Annotated in this window: 22 protein-coding genes; 8 read left to right on the forward strand and 14 right to left on the reverse strand. The window is 32.4% G+C overall.

Features of this window, described 5'->3' with window-relative positions; genetic code table 11:
• Positions 1–116: 116 nt before the first annotated feature.
• The gene (gene uvrA, locus AAGD36_RS03805) at positions 117–2,987 is read right to left on the reverse strand and encodes an excinuclease ABC subunit UvrA (RefSeq protein ID WP_410521223.1); all 2,871 of its coding nucleotides are present in this window, start codon (positions 2,985–2,987) and stop codon (positions 117–119) included.
• 110 nt (positions 2,988–3,097) lie between these two features.
• Between uvrA and ssb the strand changes: the two genes are divergently transcribed.
• The 5 genes from ssb to AAGD36_RS03830 all read left to right on the forward strand — a co-directional run bounded on the left by ssb (position 3,098) and on the right by AAGD36_RS03830 (position 7,071).
• Entirely contained in the window at positions 3,098–3,541 is a 444-nt protein-coding gene (gene ssb / locus AAGD36_RS03810) for a single-stranded DNA-binding protein (RefSeq protein WP_341755005.1), read from the forward strand.
• A 235-nt stretch (positions 3,542–3,776) separates the two neighbouring features.
• Positions 3,777–4,700 carry a hypothetical protein gene (locus AAGD36_RS03815; RefSeq protein WP_341755006.1) on the forward strand — a complete coding sequence of 308 codons (924 nt, stop codon included), beginning with the start codon at positions 3,777–3,779 and terminating at the stop codon, positions 4,698–4,700.
• A gap of 144 nt (positions 4,701–4,844) precedes the next feature.
• Positions 4,845–5,771, forward strand: a complete 927-nt coding sequence (locus AAGD36_RS03820; protein ID WP_341755007.1) for an alpha/beta hydrolase — start codon at positions 4,845–4,847, stop codon at positions 5,769–5,771.
• Between the two features lie 51 nt (positions 5,772–5,822).
• Complete coding sequence (gene queC / locus AAGD36_RS03825; RefSeq protein WP_341755995.1) at positions 5,823–6,530, forward strand: 7-cyano-7-deazaguanine synthase QueC; 708 nt, start codon at positions 5,823–5,825, stop codon at positions 6,528–6,530.
• On the forward strand, positions 6,523–7,071 hold the full coding sequence (locus AAGD36_RS03830; protein ID WP_341755008.1) for a GNAT family protein: 549 nt from the start codon (positions 6,523–6,525) through the stop codon (positions 7,069–7,071). The genes queC and AAGD36_RS03830 overlap by 8 nt, the downstream gene beginning before the upstream one ends.
• A 246-nt stretch (positions 7,072–7,317) precedes the next feature.
• Here the strand turns inward: AAGD36_RS03830 and cysQ are convergent, their stop codons facing one another.
• The 3 genes from cysQ to AAGD36_RS03845 are packed head-to-tail and all read right to left on the reverse strand — an operon-like array spanning position 7,318 to position 9,803.
• Positions 7,318–8,079 (reverse strand): 3'(2'),5'-bisphosphate nucleotidase CysQ, encoded by a 762-nt coding sequence (gene cysQ / locus AAGD36_RS03835; protein ID WP_341755009.1) that lies wholly within the window; start codon positions 8,077–8,079, stop codon positions 7,318–7,320.
• Positions 8,080–8,089: 10 nt separating this feature from the next.
• Positions 8,090–8,923 (reverse strand): DUF2608 domain-containing protein, encoded by an 834-nt coding sequence (locus AAGD36_RS03840; protein WP_341755010.1) that lies wholly within the window; start codon positions 8,921–8,923, stop codon positions 8,090–8,092.
• Positions 8,907–9,803, reverse strand: a complete 897-nt coding sequence (locus tag AAGD36_RS03845) for a DUF2608 domain-containing protein (protein ID WP_341755011.1) — start codon at positions 9,801–9,803, stop codon at positions 8,907–8,909. The genes AAGD36_RS03840 and AAGD36_RS03845 overlap by 17 nt, the downstream gene beginning before the upstream one ends.
• Before the next feature lie 729 nt (positions 9,804–10,532).
• Between AAGD36_RS03845 and AAGD36_RS03850 the strand changes: the two genes are divergently transcribed.
• Both AAGD36_RS03850 and AAGD36_RS03855 read left to right on the forward strand, forming a co-directional pair.
• A complete protein-coding gene (locus tag AAGD36_RS03850) occupies positions 10,533–10,730 on the forward strand; it encodes a DNA cytosine methyltransferase (RefSeq protein ID WP_341755012.1) in 198 nt (65 codons plus the stop codon).
• On the forward strand, positions 10,690–10,884 hold the full coding sequence (locus AAGD36_RS03855; RefSeq protein ID WP_341755996.1) for a palindromic element RPE2 domain-containing protein: 195 nt from the start codon (positions 10,690–10,692) through the stop codon (positions 10,882–10,884). The genes AAGD36_RS03850 and AAGD36_RS03855 overlap by 41 nt, the downstream gene beginning before the upstream one ends.
• A gap of 107 nt (positions 10,885–10,991) precedes the next feature.
• On the opposite strand, the gene AAGD36_RS03860 is transcribed toward AAGD36_RS03855, so the two are convergent.
• From AAGD36_RS03860 to AAGD36_RS03870, 3 genes are all read right to left on the reverse strand, one after another.
• Positions 10,992–13,079, reverse strand: coding sequence for a palindromic element RPE1 domain-containing protein (locus AAGD36_RS03860; protein ID WP_341755013.1), 2,088 nt, complete (start codon positions 13,077–13,079; stop codon positions 10,992–10,994).
• Positions 13,080–13,410: 331 nt separating this feature from the next.
• The gene (locus tag AAGD36_RS03865; RefSeq protein ID WP_341755014.1) at positions 13,411–14,211 is read right to left on the reverse strand and encodes a DNA polymerase III subunit delta'; all 801 of its coding nucleotides are present in this window, start codon (positions 14,209–14,211) and stop codon (positions 13,411–13,413) included.
• A 469-nt stretch (positions 14,212–14,680) separates the two neighbouring features.
• Positions 14,681–14,956, reverse strand: a complete 276-nt coding sequence (locus tag AAGD36_RS03870) for an HU family DNA-binding protein (protein ID WP_341752038.1) — start codon at positions 14,954–14,956, stop codon at positions 14,681–14,683.
• A 446-nt stretch (positions 14,957–15,402) separates the two neighbouring features.
• Here AAGD36_RS03870 and AAGD36_RS03875 point away from each other — a divergent pair, with 446 nt between their 5' ends.
• Positions 15,403–15,681, forward strand: a complete 279-nt coding sequence (locus tag AAGD36_RS03875) for a hypothetical protein (RefSeq protein ID WP_341755015.1) — start codon at positions 15,403–15,405, stop codon at positions 15,679–15,681.
• A 241-nt stretch (positions 15,682–15,922) separates the two neighbouring features.
• Here AAGD36_RS03875 and ruvC read toward each other — a convergent pair whose 3' ends face one another.
• From ruvC to AAGD36_RS03910, 7 genes are all read right to left on the reverse strand, one after another.
• The gene (ruvC, locus tag AAGD36_RS03880) at positions 15,923–16,408 is read right to left on the reverse strand and encodes a crossover junction endodeoxyribonuclease RuvC (RefSeq protein WP_341755016.1); all 486 of its coding nucleotides are present in this window, start codon (positions 16,406–16,408) and stop codon (positions 15,923–15,925) included.
• A 77-nt stretch (positions 16,409–16,485) separates the two neighbouring features.
• Positions 16,486–17,085 carry an HNH endonuclease gene (locus tag AAGD36_RS03885; RefSeq protein WP_341755017.1) on the reverse strand — a complete coding sequence of 200 codons (600 nt, stop codon included), beginning with the start codon at positions 17,083–17,085 and terminating at the stop codon, positions 16,486–16,488.
• Positions 17,086–17,148: 63 nt separating this feature from the next.
• The gene (locus AAGD36_RS03890) at positions 17,149–17,481 is read right to left on the reverse strand and encodes a hypothetical protein (protein WP_341755018.1); all 333 of its coding nucleotides are present in this window, start codon (positions 17,479–17,481) and stop codon (positions 17,149–17,151) included.
• On the reverse strand, positions 17,471–18,526 hold the full coding sequence (locus AAGD36_RS03895) for a DNA cytosine methyltransferase (RefSeq protein WP_341755019.1): 1,056 nt from the start codon (positions 18,524–18,526) through the stop codon (positions 17,471–17,473). Before AAGD36_RS03895 ends, AAGD36_RS03890 begins: the two co-directional genes overlap by 11 nt.
• 76 nt (positions 18,527–18,602) lie before the next feature.
• On the reverse strand, positions 18,603–21,635 hold the full coding sequence (locus AAGD36_RS03900; RefSeq protein WP_341755020.1) for an efflux RND transporter permease subunit: 3,033 nt from the start codon (positions 21,633–21,635) through the stop codon (positions 18,603–18,605).
• Between the two features lie 67 nt (positions 21,636–21,702).
• A complete protein-coding gene (locus AAGD36_RS03905; protein WP_341752045.1) occupies positions 21,703–22,362 on the reverse strand; it encodes an amino acid ABC transporter permease in 660 nt (219 codons plus the stop codon).
• 49 nt (positions 22,363–22,411) lie between these two features.
• A complete protein-coding gene (locus tag AAGD36_RS03910) occupies positions 22,412–22,810 on the reverse strand; it encodes a hypothetical protein (protein WP_341755021.1) in 399 nt (132 codons plus the stop codon).
• Positions 22,811–22,848: the final 38 nt, after the last annotated feature.

Raw genomic sequence — 22,848 nt, forward strand, 5'->3', positions numbered from 1 at the left:
TGCGTTAAAACTGACTAGAATATCAAAAAAATGCATTCTTGAAGCGGCTGGCACGAATGCATTTTAATCTATTATCACTAATAATCTTAGCTAATGAAAGTGGCGGCTCATCGTAGCTACCTATAACACTGGTCTAGATAATGCTTTAAATATTGTCCAGTATAGCTCTCACTACAAGCAGCGATATCCTTCGGAGTCCCAGTAGCTACTATACTACCACCTTTATCTCCGCCCTCAGGACCAACATCTATAATATAATCTGCTGTTTTGATAACATCTAGGTTATGCTCAATAACTATAACCGTATTACCCATATCAACTAACTTATGCAGCACTTTAAGCAATTTATTAATATCATCTATGTGCAACCCTGTTGTTGGTTCATCAAGTATATATAAAGTTTTACCGGTTGAGCGTTTTGATAACTCTTTAGCTAACTTTATTCTTTGTGCTTCGCCTCCAGACAAAGTGGTAGCAGATTGTCCAATTTTTATATAACCAAGTCCTACCTCATTTAAAGTAACAAGTTTTTCGTAAATTAGGGGTACTTTAGCAAAGAAACTCATTGCATCCTCAACTGTCATCCTAAGGACGTCAGATATAGATTTATCTTTATATTTTATTTCAAGAGTCTCTCTATTATACCTGTCTCCATTACAAACATCACATTTTACATAAATATCAGGTAAAAAATGCATTTCTATTTTAATCAGACCATCACCTTGGCATAATTCACATCTTCCACCTTTAACATTGAATGAAAACCTACCAACTTTATAACCCCGTGCTTTTGCAGTTGGTAGTTCAGCAAACCAGTCTCTAATATAGGTAAACGCACCAGTATAAGTTGCTGGATTTGATCTTGGTGTGCGACCTATTGGTGATTGGTTTATATCAATAACCTTATCAATATATTCAAGACCTTTAATTGACTTATATTCTCCTGGAGAGTTTTTTGAAGAGGGTTCTAAAAATTTTAAAGCTGCTTTATATAAAGTGTGAATTATTAAACTTGATTTACCGCTACCTGATACCCCTGTTATTGCTGTAAAACTGCTCAGAGGAATTGTAATGTTAACATCCTGTAAATTATTAGAAATAGCCCCAGTTAATGCTATTACCTTACCCGCAGGTGATACTCTAGTATTTGTTGGTACTTCAATAGATTGTTTACCGCTTAAATAGCTACCCGTTATACTATTGGGACATTGTTTTATTTCCTCAATTGTTCCTTGTGCTATTATATGTCCACCGTGAATACCAGCACCTGGTCCGACATCTATGATGTGATCCGATTCGTACATTGTTTCTTCATCATGCTCAACAACAAGCACTGTATTACCAAGGTCTCGAAGATTCTTTAGAGTCTCTATTAATCTAGCATTATCACGTTGATGCAAACCAATTGAGGGTTCATCAAGTACATACAACACACCACTAAGACCTGAACCAATTTGTGATGCCAAGCGAATACGCTGACTTTCTCCACCAGACAGAGTTCCTGATTCTCTAGACAAGGCAAGATAATCAAGACCAACATTCATAAGAAATTGTAATCTTTCCTTGATTTCCTTTAATATACGTTCAGCAATAGTCATTTGTCTTTTATTGAGCTGTTTGTCTAATTGATTAAACCATTTCTGTAGTTGCAAAATACTCATGGTAGATACTTGTCCAATATGCATATCAGCGATTTTAATACAAAGAGATTCCATTTTTAGTCTATAACCTTCACAAGATGTGCATTTGTACTCTGCTTTGTATTTTAATAATTCTTCTTTTACTAAGGAAGAATCAGCCTTACGCTCCTTTTCTTGTAAACTAGGTATTATTCCAGCAAAAGGTTGCTGTACCACCTGAGATTTAGAACCATCATGATATTGAAATTTTATAACATCGTCACCTGATCCATGGAATAATACTTGCTGTACAATATTTGGTAGTTCTACAAAAGGAGTGTCTAATGAAAATTCGTAATGACTCGCTAAAGCTTTTAATGTTTCTAAAAAAAACTTTGAGGATATTTTCCCCCAAGGTGCTATAGCTCCATCTTTAATACTAATTCTTTTATCTGGAACAATTAATTCTTTATCAAGACACAATTCTGTGCCGATACCCTCACATTTAGGACAAGCACCAAATGGGCTATTAAAGGAAAAAATTCTTGGTTCTATTTCAGTAATTTGAAAACCAGAAACTGGACAAGAATATTTTTCTGAGAAAATGATTTTTGAACCTTTAGTAAGGTTGGTTTCTAATCCATTTGGCAAGTCAACAATTTCAATATATACTATACCATCTGCTAGTTTAAGAGCTATTTCTAAACTATCTGCAAGCCTGTTACCTAAATCATCTTCTAGAGAAATCCTATCAACAATTACTTCAATATTATGTTTTTTATTCTTATCAAATTTTGGCAGATTATCGATCTCATAAATTTCATTGTTAATAAATAATCGCCCAAAACCCTGTTTTTTAAGATCAAGCATTTCACGTCTGAATTCACCTTTCTGCCCTCTTATAATGGGTGCTAAAATGTATAATTTACTTCCCTTAGGAAGGTCGCGAATAGCATCTATCATCTCCGATATAGTCTGATTCTTTATTGGTAAACCCGTTGCTGGAGAATATGGCACTCCTACCCGTGCATATAGTAATCTCAAATAATCATAAATCTCAGTTATAGTACCAACTGTAGAGCGTGGATTTTTAGATGTAGTTTTTTGATCAATAGCTATTGCCGGCGACAACCCAGAGACTGACTCAACATCAGGCTTATCCTGAAGATGCAAGAACTGCCTAGCATAGGAAGATAGACTTTCAACATATCTGCGTTGTCCTTCAGCATAAATAGTATCAAAAGCTAGTGAAGATTTACCAGAACCACTAAGGCCTGTAATGACAACAAACTTATTTCTAGGAATATCAACATTTACATTTTTTAAATTATGCTCCTTAGCACCACGAACTTTTATATATTCTTGCATAATGATTTTGTTATAAATTTTTAAGGAACTGTCAAAAAACTTGTAGCATTATAAGTTGTTTTGAATTACTATTGCAATAATAAAGTTTTAAATAAGTTAGGTAATGATTTGTGGCTGGTAGTTTAAATAAAGCAATATTAATAGGTAATTTAGGACGTGATCCAGAAATCAGGCACACGGCTGATGGTAAAGAGATAGCAAGCTTTAGTGTTGCTACTTCTGAGACGTGGAAAGATCGTGCTACTGGAGAAAAGAAAGAAAAGACTGAATGGCATAGAGTAGTAATATTTAATGAGGGGTTGGTATCTGTTGTAAAAAATTATGCCAAAAAAGGAACTAAAGTTTACTTGGAAGGTAATTTACAAACTAGAAAATGGGTGGATAACCTTGGGCACGAAAAATATACAACAGAAATAGTGCTACAGAATTTTAACTCACAATTTATATTGTTGGATTCTAAAGGGGGTGGTACTCAAGCACCAGATTCTGTTGCACCCAAAAATATGGTTACTAATTTTGACCATAGTGATCTAGATGATGAAATACCTTTTTAACTGACTACCTTACGCATGGTGTTTAAGAGTTATGGGAGAAACAACACAACCTCATTGCGAAATCACGTAGTGGTTGTGGCAATCTAAATTCATTGGATTGCTTCGTAGCTACTAAAACAGCTCCTCGCAATGACTCCAAGCTGCTTTCTCTATGGGTTTTAAATGCCATGCGTAAGATGAGTGATATAATAGTATCATTTTTAGTGTAGTAACAATTTTAATAGAGGTAATGATTATGATAACAGATTTTTCTCCATATTTAAAAGATGGAGTGCTAAATTTAAATCAAGAGGGTAACAAATTCTCTAGTGGGAAAGGGGAGATCAGATGTCTTGACAAGATATTTGATATAGGACAGTTAGCTAAATTTATAGAAACTACCCCAGGTATTAAGGGATTTAAGGCAGATACGTTGGGTATTGGTAAGATGGGCATAGATAATTTCCAGTTACTAATAAACGCAATAAAGGAGAGTAAAATTACTGCTGTTAATTTTGAAAACAATCTCTTAACTCTTAAAATGGTGGAGGAAATATCTGAGCTTACTAATCTTACTGGTCTCAATCTAGCTTTCTGTGGCATTGATGATGAAAAAATAATAAAAATAGTTAAGCTTCCTAAGCTTTCAGTTCTTAATGTGGAAAACAATGGTATAACTAATATAGGAGTAGCTAAAATAGTTCGCGAGCTTCCTGATCTTTTAGCTTTGTATGCGTCATCCAATTGCATAACTGATATAGGAGCAAAAAGAATAGCTGACGGGCTTAATAAACTCGAGCAATTTACTCTTCCTTATTGCAATGACATAAGTTATGTAGGATTAAAAGGATTAGTTATGGCACATAGAAAAACCCTTACTAAGGTTGATTTATTCTCTTCTGCTTATACTAGTGAACAACTATCGAAAATAGTCGAACTATTATCGCCTGGTTGTGTAGTTAAGCTTGGTCCATACTGGACAAAAGGTGAAGATGACATTAATGATGCTCCCCTTAAACTTGTTGGAGCAGAATGGGAAATTCTTCTTCCTGTTGATCATGTTGAAGTAGTAGAGGGAGATAATAATGCCCTTCCTCTTGTTGGAGCAATAGGGGAAAATAATGACGCCCTTCCTCTTGTTGATCCTATTGGAGTAGTAGAAGATTTACAGGGAGAGTAAAGGCAGGGTAATTTAAAAGTAGGGCTGCAAGCCTAGTAGAGAAAGGAAGAAGTGCTTAATATGCATCGATGGTGGTTGAGTTTATATCTATAACAACTATTAATTGTGACTTTTAAATTACCCTGAGTAAAGGATATAAAGAAAATGTTGACATTTTTTGATGTTACATCAATCTGCATAAATGTTTTTTATGGACTAGGTTTGTCTGTGGCTAATCTTGTTAACATAGTCACTAAGCCTAGAATTGCTCTACTTTTTATTCCTCTTCTGCTTTCTTCTTGTGTTTCGTCTATAGAGACAAGGGTTGAGGAAACAGATAAGGTAGCCTCAATGAACAAGTTTGAGAAGAAACTTGTTAAGGCTGGGGATTTTGTTATCACAACTTACCAACGTATCTCGGATAAAGATAGTCCTTATGTGTTTTATATTGAAGGTGATGGAAGTATTAGTATAGGACGCTATGCCATTGCAGACAATCCAACTCCTTCTAAGGTTATGTTATTTAAGCTTGCTACCCTTGATACTAGACCTAATATAGTTTATATAGCTCGTCCATGCCAATATACACCAGTGGAGCTTAATCCCAACTGTAATCAAGCCTATTGGACAGACAAAAGAATGGCTGAAGAGGTGATAGAATCAACAAATATAGTAATAAATAGTATAAATAATGGTAATCCAACTAGTTTGGTTGGTTTTTCCGGAGGTGGTGGAGTTGCTATCTTGGTGGCAGCAAGAAATAAGCATATTAAAGATATAATAACTATAGCTGGTAATCTTGATATTGAGAATTTCAGTAAACATCATCGGATATATGCGTTAAAGGAGTCATTAAATCCCATAGATTATGCAATAAAAATTAGCAATATTCCGCAATTACATCTTTCAGGAAGCAAGGATGCAATAGTGCCGAGTAAAATTATGCATGGCTATGTAAAAGCTAGTTCTTCAAATTGTGTACAGCAAAAGATTTTCCCCAATATTACTCATACCAAAGGCTGGGATAAGGTGTGGCAGGATGTGCTAAAAATTAATCTTACCTGTGGGTATAACAAGAAAATTGGGACGTAAAATAACAAAGCTAATTCGATATAAGAATTAAGCTTACTCATGGGAGATTTTATGCAGAAGGCAGTAGTTTTAGTTAGTGGTGGCGCAGATTCAGCTACAGTACTAGCAATGATAGAAAAAATGAATTACGAAATTCATGCCATAAGTTTTAACTATTCTCAACATAATAATATTGAACTTGAGAAAGTTAAAGAGTTAGTTAAGAACTATAATATCAAACAACATAAAATTGTAAATATTGATTTACGTAGCTTTGGCGGATCAGCTCTTACTGATGATGCCATAGAAGTACCAAAATATAAAGATCATAGAGATTTAGGGGATAATATACCAATCACTTATGTACCAGCACGTAATACTATATTTTTAAGTTATGCTTTGGGATTTAGTGAAATAATAGGAGCCTTTGATATTTTTATGGGGGTACACGCAACTGATTATGCTAATTACCCAGATTGCCGTCCAGAGTACCTAGACGCTTTTGAGAAGCTTGCTAATCTTGCAACTGCGGTAGGAGTATTGGGTACACGAATTACCATTCATGCTCCCTTAATAAATATGACAAAAGGGCAAATTATCAAAACTGGTCTAGAATTAGGAGTAGATTACTCTAAAACAATTTCTTGTTATGATCCATTAGATAATTGGTTATCTTGTGGAACATGTCATGCCTGCTTACTTAGACTTAAGGCCTTTGAAGAAAATAATACAATTGACCCGATTAATTATAAAAGTAAATTCGCTTCTACACATGCTTAATAGTTTTATATATCATCAATTTCCTATGTTAGACCTAGACAACATAGTACTGAGAGAATTAACTAGTGATGATTCAGAAGACTATTTTGGTTATATGAATAAATTAGAGATGAGTCCTTTCTTGACAGATAACAACATTCCATCAACTATTCCACAAGCTGCTAATGAACTAAAATATTGGTCTAGCTTATTTCATCACCAAAGAGGGTTTTACTGGGGTATTTCCCTTAAAGATAATAATAAACTTATAGGTACGGCTGGGTTTAATACTGTTTCTACAATGCACCTCAAAGCAGAAATAAGCTACGATCTTGATCCTGCATTTTGGGGTAAAGGAATTATGCTAAAATCAATCAAAGCTATTTTAAGATTTATAGAATATGCTGGCATTGTTCGAACCCAAGCTACTGTAATAAATGACAATATACGTTCAATTAATGTTTTAGAACGATGTAATTTTGTCAAAGAGGGTTTGCTTAAGAAATATGAAATTGTTCAAGGAGTGCATAGGGATTATTATATTTACGCTAGAGTGCTTTAGATTTCTGTAAAGATTTTCAACCTAAAACAGTTTGATGTAAGACATCGGTTTAATAGCCTACGGTGTCGTCCTTGCAAGCGTTATGTCATTCCTGCGTAAGCAGGAATCTAGAAAAATGACCAAGATAGCTTGTGTTGAGTTATTTTAGCCCCCTGCCTACGTAGGGGTGACATCACCCCTAATGGCGATGATTACTTGAGCCTACTATTAATTTATTACATCAATACTTGAGGTTATAAATCAATATCAAAATGAAGTAAAGATAGGGAAATATCGACTATAAGCATAGAAATGAGGATTTTGGAAGTTCTTCTTTTGATAAACTAATTCATTTCCATCTATATCCACAATATTTCCACCACTAGCTTTAATTAATGCATGTCCCGCTGCAATATCCCATTCCATAGTTGGACCAAACTTAGGATAAATATCCGCCTTCCCTTCTGCTACTAAACATAATTTAATTGAACTTGGTATAGTAACTATTTCAGTAATTAGATGTTTCTTTAGGAACTTCTTGATATCTGAATTTGACGAACGTGAGCTAACAACAGCCCTATAATGAGTTTTAGGTAGGGCATCAAAGCTTGTTTCTACGCCATTTTGTTCAATTCTTAAAGCATTATTAGCATCTGTATAATATAATTTCTGCACAGATGGTTGATAGATAAAACCAATAATAGGCATACCATTTTTTATCAATGCAATATTTACTGTATACGTATCCTCACCTTTTATATAACTTTTTGTACCATCAATCGGATCAATCAACCAAAATTGATTGTCATTCAGAGCAATTATATCTCTTTCTTCACAAACTACAGGAATATTAGGTGCTAGATCCTTTAAACCATCATATATAAAGCTACTAATTTCCTTATCAGCATTTGTCACGGGAGAATTATCATCTTTATAAGAAACTATTAACCCTAAATCTCTTCTAATTAAAGCAATCCCACCAGCTTCAGTAATTAAACTTTTTAAAGACTTAATTAAATTAAGCATCATTTATTATTCATCATTTGCTATTTGTTATAAATTGTTTAGCCTCATCATCTTCTAACCACTTTCCTGTTTTTAATAATATTTCCTGTTGAAATTTCACTATATCCTCCTGTGGAGTACCTTGTAATTCTGTAACGGCTAAATATTCTACCCCATAACAATCTAGATCAATTGTTCTTAGAAAATTATCTATGTTATCTAATTCACTTTTTCTATTCTCAAAGATTATAATGTTATTAGGTAAAATATTTGTGATACTCATAAACTTATGTAGTGCCTGAGCTTTATTTAGATAGTCAGTAAATATTATACCTTTATAAAAAATTGGTGACCTTTTATCAGTTTCATCAAATTTTAATATTTCTTTATTATTAACTTTATCAGTAAATTTAATACCGAGTCTACTTAGCTGCTCATATTGCCATTCCTCATAATTTTTAATCAGTCTACATGCGGGGTTAATTTTAGTAAACCCAAAAACCAAAGCCCCTGAACTTTTCAATTTATCGATAAATTTTGGCCAACTAGCTTCTACTAACATAACTTGTCTTTGCAATAGCAACTTAGCAATTATCTCATCCACATTAGGATGATATTTTGCCAAACTTGCCAGCTCTTCAACAAACCCTCTATAAGGATTAGCATAACGAAACATCTTAGACTTAGGCGTAACTATTGTATCATCAATATTGATTAGCACTAAGCTAGATGCATCAATTTTTTCAAGTAAATTTTTTACCGTAACAGAATCTATAGAATAAGTGGGAATAATTATTGCATAAGCTGTATATGGTAACATGATAAAAATTAACAATAATTTTAATAAAAAGTTATTTTTTATTATCATACGGATTTACACTCTCTTGATTCTTAACTTTGATTTTGTCATTGCTTCTCTTTACTGCATTTACCTTATTAACCAATTCATTAAGTGATTTTTTTAAATCACGAGAATTGAATATTGATTCTTTTTGGTCAGATAATTTATAATTATAACCAATAAACATCACATTATCGTCATAATTTCTTAGTTGACTTTCCATTGCAGTCAACTCACTGGAATTTCCATCAACCATTATTAAAACTTTTGGCATAAACTTCACTTCTATTAAAAAATTTAATATCAACTGAAATGAAGCATTATTATTACTACTTAATATACCCTGATAAAACGTCGGATAAGTATTATCAAAAGGCTTCATATTATTAAAAATAAGATAATTATGTTGTGGGAAACTGTTGGACAAATCAATATTAAATTTCTTTAAATACTCAGCCTCCCATATTTCTAGCTTCTTTATATTGTTAAAGTTACCAGTTAAACCATGATCACTCACAATTACGGGGCTACCTTTATCCATTATATTCTTTATAAAATTAGGCAAATTGACATCTAATAACTCATTTTTATACTCTGTAAGCAGTATTGTATCAAAATAAGCATCCTTTGAGGGTCTAACTGCTTTGAATATTTCATGTAGCTTAGATAATTCATTTTTATTTAATTGGATAATTGGAGGGAGAAATGATTTGAATATAACTTTTTCTCTACCCAAAACCACTAAGATATCTTTAGGGGAATAATTATTGCATAATTCTTCGTAGTCCTTATTTATTTGGTCTAAACTATTAACATCAATAATCTTGCCATTTGCTATTAAAGGTAATAGTAATATTATGTAAGAGAGGAGTTTATATGTTTTAAATTTAATTTTTCTAATTAGCATAGAAATTACTCTTATTTTTTGTTTATAACAAAAGTAGTTGGTCTACATCGTTTTATGTCATACGCAGGTCATCTAACTCAATGTCATTCCCGCTTAGGTAGAGGAATCCATATTATCTAACCACCTTTGCAGGTTATTTTTTGGATTGTATCTTGAATATTAGCTCTTTATGGAGTTAATACGGTCAGGAAAGAGTGACACAGTTTAAATTAGATAGGTCCTTAAAGACCGAAGGTATCTTGATGACCTCCTCCCTTGAATTACAAAGTATGATATACTCTTCTGCTTTGAAGAATTGATTCCGCAAATACTTGCGGAGTATTCGCATACTCACGTACTTCATGTACGTTTCGTTCACTCACCCCTTGTTTGTTGTCCTCATTCTCCAAATCATTTGAGTATACAAACGGTAACAGAATCTTAGAGTTCGAATTTACAATCATGTATCAAAACTTTGCAAAACAACCACTAATTATAGGTAAAGCAAATGACTGAAAAAAGCAAGATATTTATGGGAATAGATGTTTCAAAAAATACGCTTGATATATCTATGAATAATAGATATCTTTGGCAAACTCGCTTATGCTGAGGAATTTAAAGAAACCACGAAATGACCCACAGCGGACAATGATGTACGTGAGAAGCAGAGTACCAGCAGAAGTAGAATTTCAAAAGATATCTATTGAATATATTTGCAATATTGTGGTTAATTGCATTATAATGAGATTTATGTATAATAACTTTACTTTTATTGACTTATTTGCTGGGATTGGTGGTGTAAGAAGATCATTTGAGTCTGTTGGTGGTAACTGCGTTTACACTAGCGAGATTGATACATCGGCATTAAAAACATATAGAGCTAATTTTAGCTGTGATCATAAAATTGATGGTGATATATATAGTCAATTCAGGAGGATTTGGTGCTAGGAGCGATGGAGCGACGCCTATATGTAATAGGCGAGCGACGAGTGACGACGTCACCAACTTCTCATCAATTGACTATATAACACAAGTACACGAACAAAATGTACCCCCTCACGATATTTTATGTGCAGGATTCCCGTGTCAACCATTTAGTTGAGCTGGGGTTTCAAAATGTTTAATAGTCTTTTAGGCTATTTTCTTAGATTCCCGCCATTGCTTAGAATGACAGCTACTGTGTAGTAACTACAGTTAGCTATATAGTCTTTAAATTACAAGATTGCTGAAATATTTAACACTTTCTAATAAGGCTGAATTCTCCCCCATTAGCTCTTCTCCTAGACCATGACTTTTATAAGGATGATCTAAGTCATAACTTCCATAGTGATGATGATCCAACTGCTTTATAGAAGTTAGTACGGTATCACTAATTTCATGTAATGTACTACTAATATATGATTTAACTGCAGTCCACATAGCCCATATATTCCAACTAGAAATGTGACTTATAACCATGGGGCTTTCTACTAATTCTGTATTAGAGCTCTTTCGAAACTCTACTTCTGCTGGTGATTTGTACGTTGATGCGGTACTCGAATCCTCACGTACATTCGAGTACGCTGCGGTTCGAGGTGAAGCGTCTCCTTCAAATCCCTCAGCATAAGCGAGTTTCGAAAGAGCTCTATTATTAGCTTCTAAAGACTCAATCTCAGATTTAGTGCTATCAATCACTGTAGTAGCTTCCGTACTATTTATATAAGATGCTTCTGTAGCTACATCACAACCTCTATCATTTGGTGATATATCAGATTGATTACTATCAACAGTATGTTGTTCATTTAAAACTGTTACCTCTGTATTATCAAGATTATCGCTTGCTATATTAATAGAGCTAGTTTTTTCTTGTTGATCATTACAATCTTGAAACTCAGTTAGGGATTCTTGCATAGGGCTAGATTGCTGTTCTACATCATGTTGTTCTACCGCTTCTACATCACAACTTAATTGATCAGTAGCTATGTCCATTTGAAACTCTCTTGTTTCAGGATAAGTTATTGTTATATTTTTTAGCTCCTCAACATCAGTAATAGACTCTATCTTTTCTTCTTCTATCGTTTCTTCATAATTTTCTACTACATGAAATATCTCAGTAGGCACAGGTTGCTGTTCTATATCATAATCTAGTTGATTTATTGGCTCATCAATATCTGTAATATGGTCTTCATCTTGAGACTCTATTGCTTCAAGGAAAGTTATTGATATATCACTTGACTCATCATTAATATCTATAGAATCCGTATTTTCTTCTTTAATATAAATCCCTTTTTCCTTATTATATGATTCAGTTATTCCTTTAGATATCTTTTCTAACTTTTTAGTAGAAGTATCGACCCATTTACTATACTTCCTAGTAAGATTTGCAGTAAGTTGTACTACAATTTTATCTTTATTGTTCTCTAAATATGTATCATTAAAATCAGCTAATACTGGCAATAATTTAGCTATCAGTTTTTTACTTTGTGTTGTTTTGGTTATTTTTAACTTCTGAATTGATAATAATATTATTTCCATAGAGGTAACAATACTATTCACAGAATCAGCAAATTTATGAATATTCTTTGAAGTGAACTTCTCCTGATCAAAATAACCCCACTCTCCCCCCTTTTTGCCTTGGTTTATTTCTACTGCAAAATGCTTAAGTCCGGTTCTATTAATGACTGTCTTAAAAGATGGAGACACACCATAACCATTTTTTAACATATAAGTTTGCACTTTATCAGGGATTGTTATATATTTCGTAACTTCCGAAGCAATATCTTTTGTACTAAATCTAGCCTCTTCATTCGAGTCTCTTAAAACTATCATACTAACAAGATCATCTTGTAAACGTCCAGTAACAATATCTGCGATTCCTTCATTAGTTGATAATTTTTTAATTACATCTGCTCTATATTGCTCAATTTCCTCTTTAAACTTATTAATTTTTTTTGCACCCTCTGATGTTGTCTCTATTTCATCAAGTCTTTTCTTTATATCTTTTATCGTCATAAATAGACTTAGTGCACCTTTCTGCTCATTATATAATAATGAGTGACACATTATCTGAAAAATATCCTTTGTTATATCAACTTCACCTTGATTGCCAGCTACTGTGCTAAAAAACTCTTTACGTAAATATTTCTCAAAAACATGCAGACTATTTTCCCTCAGCTTACTAATAATATCATCCACTTGTTGTGGCGTTTTAGATACACCTAATTCGCTTGAAGATTCTGTGTTATCTACTTCCTTTGTTAAAGGAAAAGCTTCCTGAACAAGTGTAACTGTATTTACTGTTAAAATATCTTGGGACATGTTCTTATATTTTTCTATAAAATTAAAAAAACTTACCTCCGTATCAAACGGATATTACGATTGCGACGGATTATAACATACTTATTCAAACAATGCAAGATAAAAATATATCTTCTGCTTCTCAGGGCAGTTTCAAAGCCACAATCAAGAGTTGGTATATGTAGTAGCATTAACTATTAAGGATGTCATCACCCCCTGCGAAAGTAGCTTACTATAGGCTATTTTTTTAGATTCCTCACCGAAGCGGGAATGACATACTAGTGATCCACGCGGGCAAACCCTTCACGGGAATGACATTGAATAAGAACGGAAGCAAATTTTGACGACAAAATTACCATAACTCTTCTATTAATGCTATGGTATTAGCCCTTAGATCTAGGTCATAATCTATGGTATTATTTATTATTCGTTTGATATTTGCAAATTTTGTTATCAAATAATCAGGGGAATTAGAACGCAATTGATTAAATATTTTATTCTCTAATTCATTGAATTCAATATTGATATTGAGAGATTTTTTAGTAATTCTATTAACTAGATATAGCATGCTACAAGCAAAATCTCCCCATAATTCCTTGTTTTTACTGGTAAACTCTTCGATAAGATCTAACTTCACTTTAGGATTTGCATAGTTAGCAATGTACGTCGTAAATTTAACATATATATCGCTTCCCACTAAGCGATTTTGTGATTTTATGTTAATTTTAGCACATCTAGATCTTATAGTACTTATTATTCCGGCAGCCCTTGAGGTAATCAAGAAAATAAAACTATCCTTTGGCGTATCTTCTAAAAGTTTAAGACAGGAATTTGCTGCATTGAGATTCATTAAATCTGCTTGATAAATAACAGCTACTCTATATTTAGATATTGATGATGTTCTATAAAAAAATTGCTGTAAATCTCTAATTTGGTCAATAGATATATCTTTGACACTGCTCGTCACAGAATTATCCCTAGCTACTAAACGATAATCTGGATGATTTGTTAATTGAATTTTATCTACAATCAAACTGCTTTCTATAAATATAAGCAAATCTTCTAAAGCTTTTGCGGTATCATCAACATCAATCAACCAACTATTATAAAGCCTAGCCTGTTTGAATCTACATTCAAGATATTCTTTGATCATTCTGCTAATGGTATAATAAAAAATAGGTTTCTAGGCTTTGCCAACATGGGTCAGAAACCACATCTGTCAAAAGTTAGAAGAGGAAGCGGTTTTAGAAGTCATAATGGCAGTTTAAAAGTTACAGAAAAATAACCAAGGTCATTGCGAGGAGGTATAAGCCGACGAAGCAATCCATTTTTGGTTACTTTTATGGATCGCTTCGTCGACCTACGGTCTTCTCGCAATGACGTTGACCATATACAACTTTTAAACTGCCCTGCCTAAAACCCGCTCTACTTTCGAACTTTCGACAGTTGTAGACCAGAAATGCCAACGTAAGTAATGATACTTGTATGGCAAAAGCGATGGCAATCCCTACGTAAGCAAGGATGACACTAGCTTTGTTGTATTGAACTCAGGTTACTTAAACTTGCACCCTTGGTAAAAACTATAATATTTTACAGAAGCAGGTTCTAAGTAAAATACGAACTTACGAATTATTACAAGCTTCCTTCATTTTCTTACCGGCTCTAAAGACTGGTTGTTTATAGGCAGCAATATGCATTTTCTCACCAGTTTTTGGATTACGACCTTCACGTGCAGCTCTACTTTGTATATGGAAAGAACCAAACCCCACTAGGTTAACGTCCTCACCACGACTAAGTGCTTTAAGTACACTGTCTACAACCCAAGTAAGGGCCTTTTCTGCATCACTTTTTGAATGACCTGCTTCAGCCATTAATGCTACTAATTCTCCTTTATTCATATGCTCAACTCTCCAAATAAATTGTTAACATTTCAGACATTTAATGTATTTAGTATACTCAAATGATTTAGAGAATTGGATTTGAAAATGAAGAACAAGCGGGGCGTACATAAGATACGTTGTTACGTTCGTCCTTGATATTAAAAAAAACAATTCTTCAAAGCAGAAGAATATATACTAACATACCAGCAAGATTTGTTATATCTCGTTGGCTAGATTATAGCAAACACTAAATTGACTGCAACTGAGACTTCTTTAGAACTTTTGAATATATTATTTTATAATCTAATTTCAATAAAATTGTATCTATTTTACATCAAGTTAGTTTCTTATCCTGTAGTTAGGAGGATAGTATATTATTTTTGCTTAAATGAAATAATTAGTTGAAAATCATAATAGTTTATATATTATAGCTTTCTTATTTAATATATAAAAAGGGAACTTTTATGATCACTAGACTATTCTACATATTATTTATTTCAATTTTTAGTTTAAATACTAGTGCTAATCCAGCTCCATTGGGTTTTGAATTAAATAAAGCAAGTATAGCAGATGTAGAGCGAGTATATCAGATTACTAAAAAAGAGAGGAATCATTGGGATGGATATAATTATTATGTTAATGTTAGAGAGGTCAAATTAGAGGGACTGACTGAATTATTAGTAATATGTAATGATGATAATATTATCCAAGCAATCATCTTAACGATAAATAACGATAAATAACGATAAATTTACAGAGTTTTATGAGTTACTTGCAGAAAAATACAAACTCACCCATAGCCAAAACCCTAATTTAGGTAATAAGGAGATTAGATTTGCCGATGGTAGTTGTACTATTATATTAGATTCTCCATTCCTTAGCTTTAGTATGAGTCTTATATACATAACAGATGAGTTTCTAACAAAATTTAAAGGTAAGCAAAAAGAAGAAGAAAAAGTGAAAAAAGCAAAAGGTAAAGAATTGCTATAATTCAATTATAGGAGGTTTTGAGGTATAAGCCCAACAAACATAAGCCACTGCAAGGGCATCTGCTTCATCAAAGTTACTGATTGCAATTGCTCCTGGTAGTAAAAGTTTAATCATTTGCAGAACCTGATTTTTTTCAGCATGACCATAACCCACTACAGATTTTTTGATAACATTAGGTTTAAATTCTTGAAAAGCAATATCATATCCTCCTATAAGTGACATGACTGCTCCTCTAGCATATCCCAATTTTAAAGATGAAACACTATTCATATTAACAAATGTCTCCTCCATAGCAACAATAGCAGGTTTATATTGTACTATTATCTTTTGCAAGGACGAGCTAATGAAAGCTAGCCTTTTATGCATTGCTTCGCTTGATTTAGTCTTTATGACCCCACTATCTAAATATTTCAGAGGATCGGTATCGATTACCCCCCACCCCATACCAGCTAAAGATGGATCAATTCCTAGTATAATCAAAATTATTCTCCCACTAATAGATTTTTTGTAAAATTACTTCAGAATAATAAAGTTTTACATCTTTTATTATCTATTCATTAACCTTTTTTAAAAATACATTGTCTGTGATATTCTAAATAATCCGAACGTCTTGCATGCAACGATAAATCATATTGCTTATTTGGAATCAACCCCAATCTTTTTGTATTCAACGGTGATAAATAAGGTGAAACAAAAATTTTACCTTCATTTGAAAAAGTTATAAACCCTTGGTCAAATAACCTATCATAAGTTGGTGTTAAAAGTAATCCATTGTATTTATCAATACGTTCTCTGTCATTTTCGCAAACCGCCCAAGGTTTTATATGGCTTGCAATCAGCATTCTCTCATCATTTACTCTTGTTATTAAACATTCACCCATTTCATCAATAACACTAGTACGATATTTACCTTGTCCTTTTCTTGCATAAATAATTTCTTTCTTTTTATCTTGTCCTAGTGTTTTATCTTCTTCAATTTCCTTTTCTTTTTCTGCTATAATTGCACTATGATGCCTTGGATCATAAAAATAATTTAAATATGGTCTAAAATAAAAAACCTCTTTATTATCAATATTTTTCAGTTTCAAGATTGATATATAAGTAATTTCAGGTAAAACAATTTTTCTAAATTCTTTATAAAATATGTCTCCACGCATTGAAGTGATGTAATATCTTGAATCTCCACCGGCCGGTGATTCAGTAAATTCAAAAAACAGTACCTATTCTTTTCTTTCAAGCATTTTGTTATTTTCAAGCCAATAATCAGTTATATTCTCTCGATAAACTTGTTCTTTATTCTCATATTCAAATTTTGCGTCTTGCAAATACTCTAATAAATCTCTTTTTAATAAAAATCCCGTCATTGAGGTTTTTTTAAAAAACGATTGTATTCCTATGCTTTTTCTTGAACCGATGTATAATTTTGCTTCTCCATTACCTCTTGAATAATCAAGTTTATTTCGTCTATGCACAAAACAATCAGGTATTACAATACTATCAAATGTATTAATATTAATGTATTTCTGCCCCAATAATGTTAGTTCATTTTCCATAAATAGACTTAAGTAAATTTACTAATACATCAACAACAATGCTATTACCAGTTTGTTTATATGCTTGCGTATCGCTAACAACAATTTTGAATTCATCAGAAAAACCCATTAATCTTAAACATTCTCTAGGGGTTAGTTTTCGTAATTTATCGCCTCGTGTAATGTAATTATCAACTCCTGCCCTATGCATTTTTGCCATTGTTGATAAAAGAGGTCTTGCAATTGATAAATCTATTGCAGGTTTTGAATAAAAATCCCTTGTTCCACCTGATAAAACGTAGTTTTTTACTTTCTCAGAAAGATAATATTTATCCATTACAAAATCCCCGTGCCAATTAAATTGTTGATTGGCTTTTTGACATAATGCAATTTTACCGTCAATTTGTGTATATTTCTTATTTAAGTTCTTGTTATCTGAAACAAATTTAATACCCTTTTCAGGTAAAAAATATTTTACCTCAGGGTTATCAACTAATAAATTTTGCATTGTTATTTCAAGGGGGATCGGTTTTGGGAATTCAAAACTTTGTTCTTCTAAAAAACCAATAACAAATAGTCTTTCTCTATTTTGTGGTATGCCATAATCTCTTGAATTCAAAACTTGTTTATAATATGTATAACCTAGTCCTTTTATGGTTTCTTCAATTGTTTCCCAAGTCTTACCACTATTATGAGATAATAGACCTTTTACATTCTCAAAAATAAAAATCTTGGGCTTTATTTCGTCAACTAATCTTGCAAACTCAAAGAACAAATTTCCTCTATCGTCCTCAAGCCCTTTCCTTTTTCCAACCATTGAAAAAGATTGGCAAGGACTTCCCCCAACAAATAAATCTATTTTATTTTTATATTTATTGCCATCGAGTACTTTTATGTCATTGTACCATTGATTTTCGTTGATTTTATAATTAGCAAAATATGTTTGTTTGCAATATTTATCAATATCACAAGCAAAAACAATATGGTGGTCTATTTGCAATCTTTGCAATGCGTGTTCTATTGCACCAATTCCACTAAATACGGTTGCTATGTTAATTTTCTTCATGTAATCAAACTTAAATATGTGTTAGGTTTGTCTATGTCTGCAAACCATTTTGTATACCTAAGATATTTCACTTAAATCATCCTTTTTTAAAACTTTGATATAAAACTGGAATAACAAATATAGTGAAAAGAGTTCCTATACTCATTCCACCAACTATTACTAAACCAATAGAATTTTGAGCGGCTGCTCCTGCTCCAAAACTAATCACTAATGACATTGCCCCAAAAATAGTTGCTAGAGTAGTCATTAGAATAGGTCTAAGTCTTAAGCTAGAGGCTCTAGTTACAGCTTCTCTAACACTTAGTCCTTGGTCTCTTAAGTTATTAGCAAATTCTACTATCATAATAGAATTTTTTGTTATCAAACCAATTAAAGTGATCAAACCAATATTACTATACATATTAAGCGTATTACCACATATTAAGAGCATTAATACCCCTCCAGTAATTGAGAATGGTACAGCAATAAGTATTAATATAGGATCAGTAAAACTTTCAAATTGGGCCGAAAGCACTAAATAAATAAACAACAAAGCAAATAAGAAAGTAACAATAAGATTACTTTGTGATTCTGTCATTCTTTTAATCTCTCCAATATATTCTAATATAGTTGTGCTACTATCCAATAATTCATCAGCTATAGTATTTATCGAATTTATGGCATCGGTAATTTTTTGGTTTGGAGCTAAATCTGACGAAATCGTTACCGATCTAGAATTATTATAGTGGTTATAAGACTCAATAGACACTTTCTCAACCATATTAGCAACTACACTTAATGGCAGCAAATTATTAGTTGGTTTATTGGTTGGTATCAGTATCTTACTAAAATGATCGGTACTATTACGGTATTTTAGGTTATATTGCATAGTTATATCATACAGATTATTGCCCATTCTGAAATCACCAATTTTTCTTCCTGCCAGCAAATATTGCAATGTTATCCCTATATTTTCTAAACTCACACCAAGCAGATAAGCTTTATCTCGGTTAACAATTACGTCAATTGTCGGCATAGAAGAATTTAAATCACTACCTACATTGATAAAAACTGGATATTTCTTCATTCTATTAACAAATTTCTGTGATATTTGATCTAACTCATCATATTCAAGTGAGGTCTGTAAAGTAAATTCGACAGCATTTCTAGCATCACCACTAACCAATGAAGGTGGATTTTGAACAAAAATCGACATTCCTGCTATTTGTTGAAATTGCTTATTAAGCATATTTTTTATAGCTTCTTGTGACTTTGATCTTTCTTTCCAATCTTTAAGAGGTACGAAAGCAAAAGCACTGTTACTAGCTCCAGAGCCAATTATTGTCAAATAACCTGCTATATCTTTATGAGAACTAAGTATTTTTTCAGCTTCCACTACTGTTTTCTCTGATTGTTTAATACTAGAACCTTGAAGGCCAGTGAAGAAAACTTGTAAAAACCCATCATCTTCCCGGGGAATAAAAACTTTTTTGACAAAGATCAAACTAACAACTAGTACAACTAAAGATAGTGCAATAATAAGTGAGAATTTCTTTTTATGATCAAGAGCAAGATTTAAATAGTACAAATACTTGCTCTGTACTAATTTAATGAACTGATCAAATTTAACTAAAAACCCTAAAGGAGGTCGATCATTTTTACCAATCATGCGACTTGCCATCATTGGCGTTAAAGTAATCGCCACAAAACCGGAAAATAAAACGCAGAATGCTAAGGTCCAAGCAAATTCAATGAATAGCTTACCAATAAATCCATCTATCAAACCTATTGGTAAGAATACTGAAACAAGTGTTATAGTCATCGCTACAATGGCAAAACCAATTTCCTTAGATGCAAGAAAGGCAGCTTCTATAGGAGAATGCCCCATCTCATTGTACCTAAAAATGTTTTCTAACATTACTATTGCATCATCTACTACCAAGCCAATAGCTAATATCATTGCTAAAAGGGTAAATATATTGATAGAAAATCCTAAATAATACATAACAATAAATGTACCAATTAATGATATCGGAACAGTTACAAATGGTATGAGGGTGATTTTTACTGATGCCAAGAACAGATATATTACTACCATAACCAAAACTAATGCTTCCATGATAGTGAAGAATACTGATCTGATTGAAGCCCTAACTGGAATTGATGAATCATGGGCTATATCAATTGTTATACCTTTAGGTAGATTTTTTTTTATTTTATCTAGTGAATATCTAACCTCTTTGGATAAATCAAGTATGTTTGCCTTCGATTGTTTTATAAGACCAAGTGCTATCGAGTTTTTTCCGTTATATCTAAAAATTACCTCAGTATCTGGAGGGGCTAAATATATTTTAGCAATATCTCGTAACTTTAATATATTAGCATCTTTCACTTTTAGTATAATTTTTTCAAACTCTTCCGGTTTACTTAAAGAGCCATCTAATCTTACAGTAAAATCACGTGCAGCTGTTTTAATAGTTCCTGCTGGATAATAGATATTTTGTTTTTTTATAGCACTCTCCATTTCTAACACTGACATTTTATGCTGATATAATTTTACCGGGTCTGGTTCTATACGCATAGAGTACTCTTTAGCACCATATATCTCAACCTGACCTATTGTTTCAAGTTTTTCTAAAATGGTTTTTACGCTATCTTGAACAATTTGGGTTAATTGTAAATCATCATATACATCACTACTGATACTTAAATACAAACTAGGGAAATTATCTGCATCCATCTTAGCAACATAAGGCATGCTCATACCTTGGGGGAATATGGAACTTATATTAGAAATTTTAGACCTAACATCGTTTAAGGCTGTTTCTATATCAGCCGATGATAGAAATATTAAAGTAATATGACTGCTACCTGTAGAGCTTTGTGAAGTGATAGTATCAAGGTTCTTGACAGTTTTTAGTGCTTTCTCAATACGAGTTGTTATCTCTTTCTCCATATAAAGAGCATCTGCCCCAGGGTAATTTGCATATACTGTTATTACAGGAGAAGAAATATCGGGAATAGCTCTAATTTGCAGTTTAGTAAGAAATACCGCCCCTAAAATAACAACCACTAGACTCAATACTGTTGCAAATACTGGACGTTTTATACATATTTCACTTAAGTACATATTATAAATAAATCCTACTTATGCAAATTTGGGATAAGAATTTGTCAATTCTTATCCCGAATTGGGGTTACTCCACTCCAATTACTAGTCTTTTTTCAATAATTTTAGCTAATTTACTGATAATTATTACCATAACATAGTAACAAAGTCCTGCTATTAACATAGGGGTAAAATAAGTATAACTTTCAATCGATACTAACTGAGCTCTACGCATTAAATCCATTTCACCGATCATTGATATAATCGATGATTCTTTGATTAAATTAATAAGCTCATTAACCAGTGAAGGTAAGATATTTCTTATGGCTTGGGGCAAGATAATATCTTTCATCATTAATCTCTCGGGTATAGCTAATGCTTTAGCTGCCTCAATCTGTCCTTTATCAACACTATTAATTCCAGCTCTAATTATTTCCGAAACATATGCCCCGGAGTTTAATGAGAAAGCTATGCTACCAGCAACGAAGACACCAAGCTTAATGCCAATTACACTAGGTAAACCAAAATAAATTATGCTAAGTTGTATAAGTAACGGAGTACCACGAAAAACAGATGTATAGAAATTAGCAAACAGTCTTAACGCACAACTTTTACTTACCTTACAAATTGCTAGTAAGATACCAATAATCAACCCTAATAACACTGAAACTATACTGTATTTCAGTGTTACTACCATCCCTTGCATAATAAAATATATAGAAGAAAAATCAAGTAATTGCTCAAACATCTAACACTCTTAAATAACCTCAATTTTGGAATTGTTCCAAACTTACTACCTATTCAAATTTTCGTATATTACGAGCAACCTCAATGGAAGAATTCATCATATTAGTACAATATATTTCAAACATTTTCCGCTGTAACAAAGCTAAATCTGGTAACCCCTTACATTTTAACAAATCTTTAGTAAGTACAACATTCTCCTGCATCCCTTTACTCATCGATGATAAGAGTTGATTAAATATATCTTCGGTTACTCTAATACGACTATTAACAACTGCTAAATTTTTAGAAATTGCAGAATTTACTATATCAGTATACTCTTTTGATAATCTCGATAATTGACTAACCAAATTGTCTATTGTTTCAGATTTCATTTCAAAACTATCTGAATTGTCCTTTAATTGAATATCCGGGGGTAGTTTTTTATTTGAGTTTAACTTATTTTTGCCCATATTTTCTCCATTTTAATATAAATATACTCTAAATTGAT

The sequence above is a fragment of the Candidatus Tisiphia endosymbiont of Ptychoptera albimana genome (assembly GCF_964026605.1).
Taxonomy (GTDB): domain Bacteria; phylum Pseudomonadota; class Alphaproteobacteria; order Rickettsiales; family Rickettsiaceae; genus Tisiphia.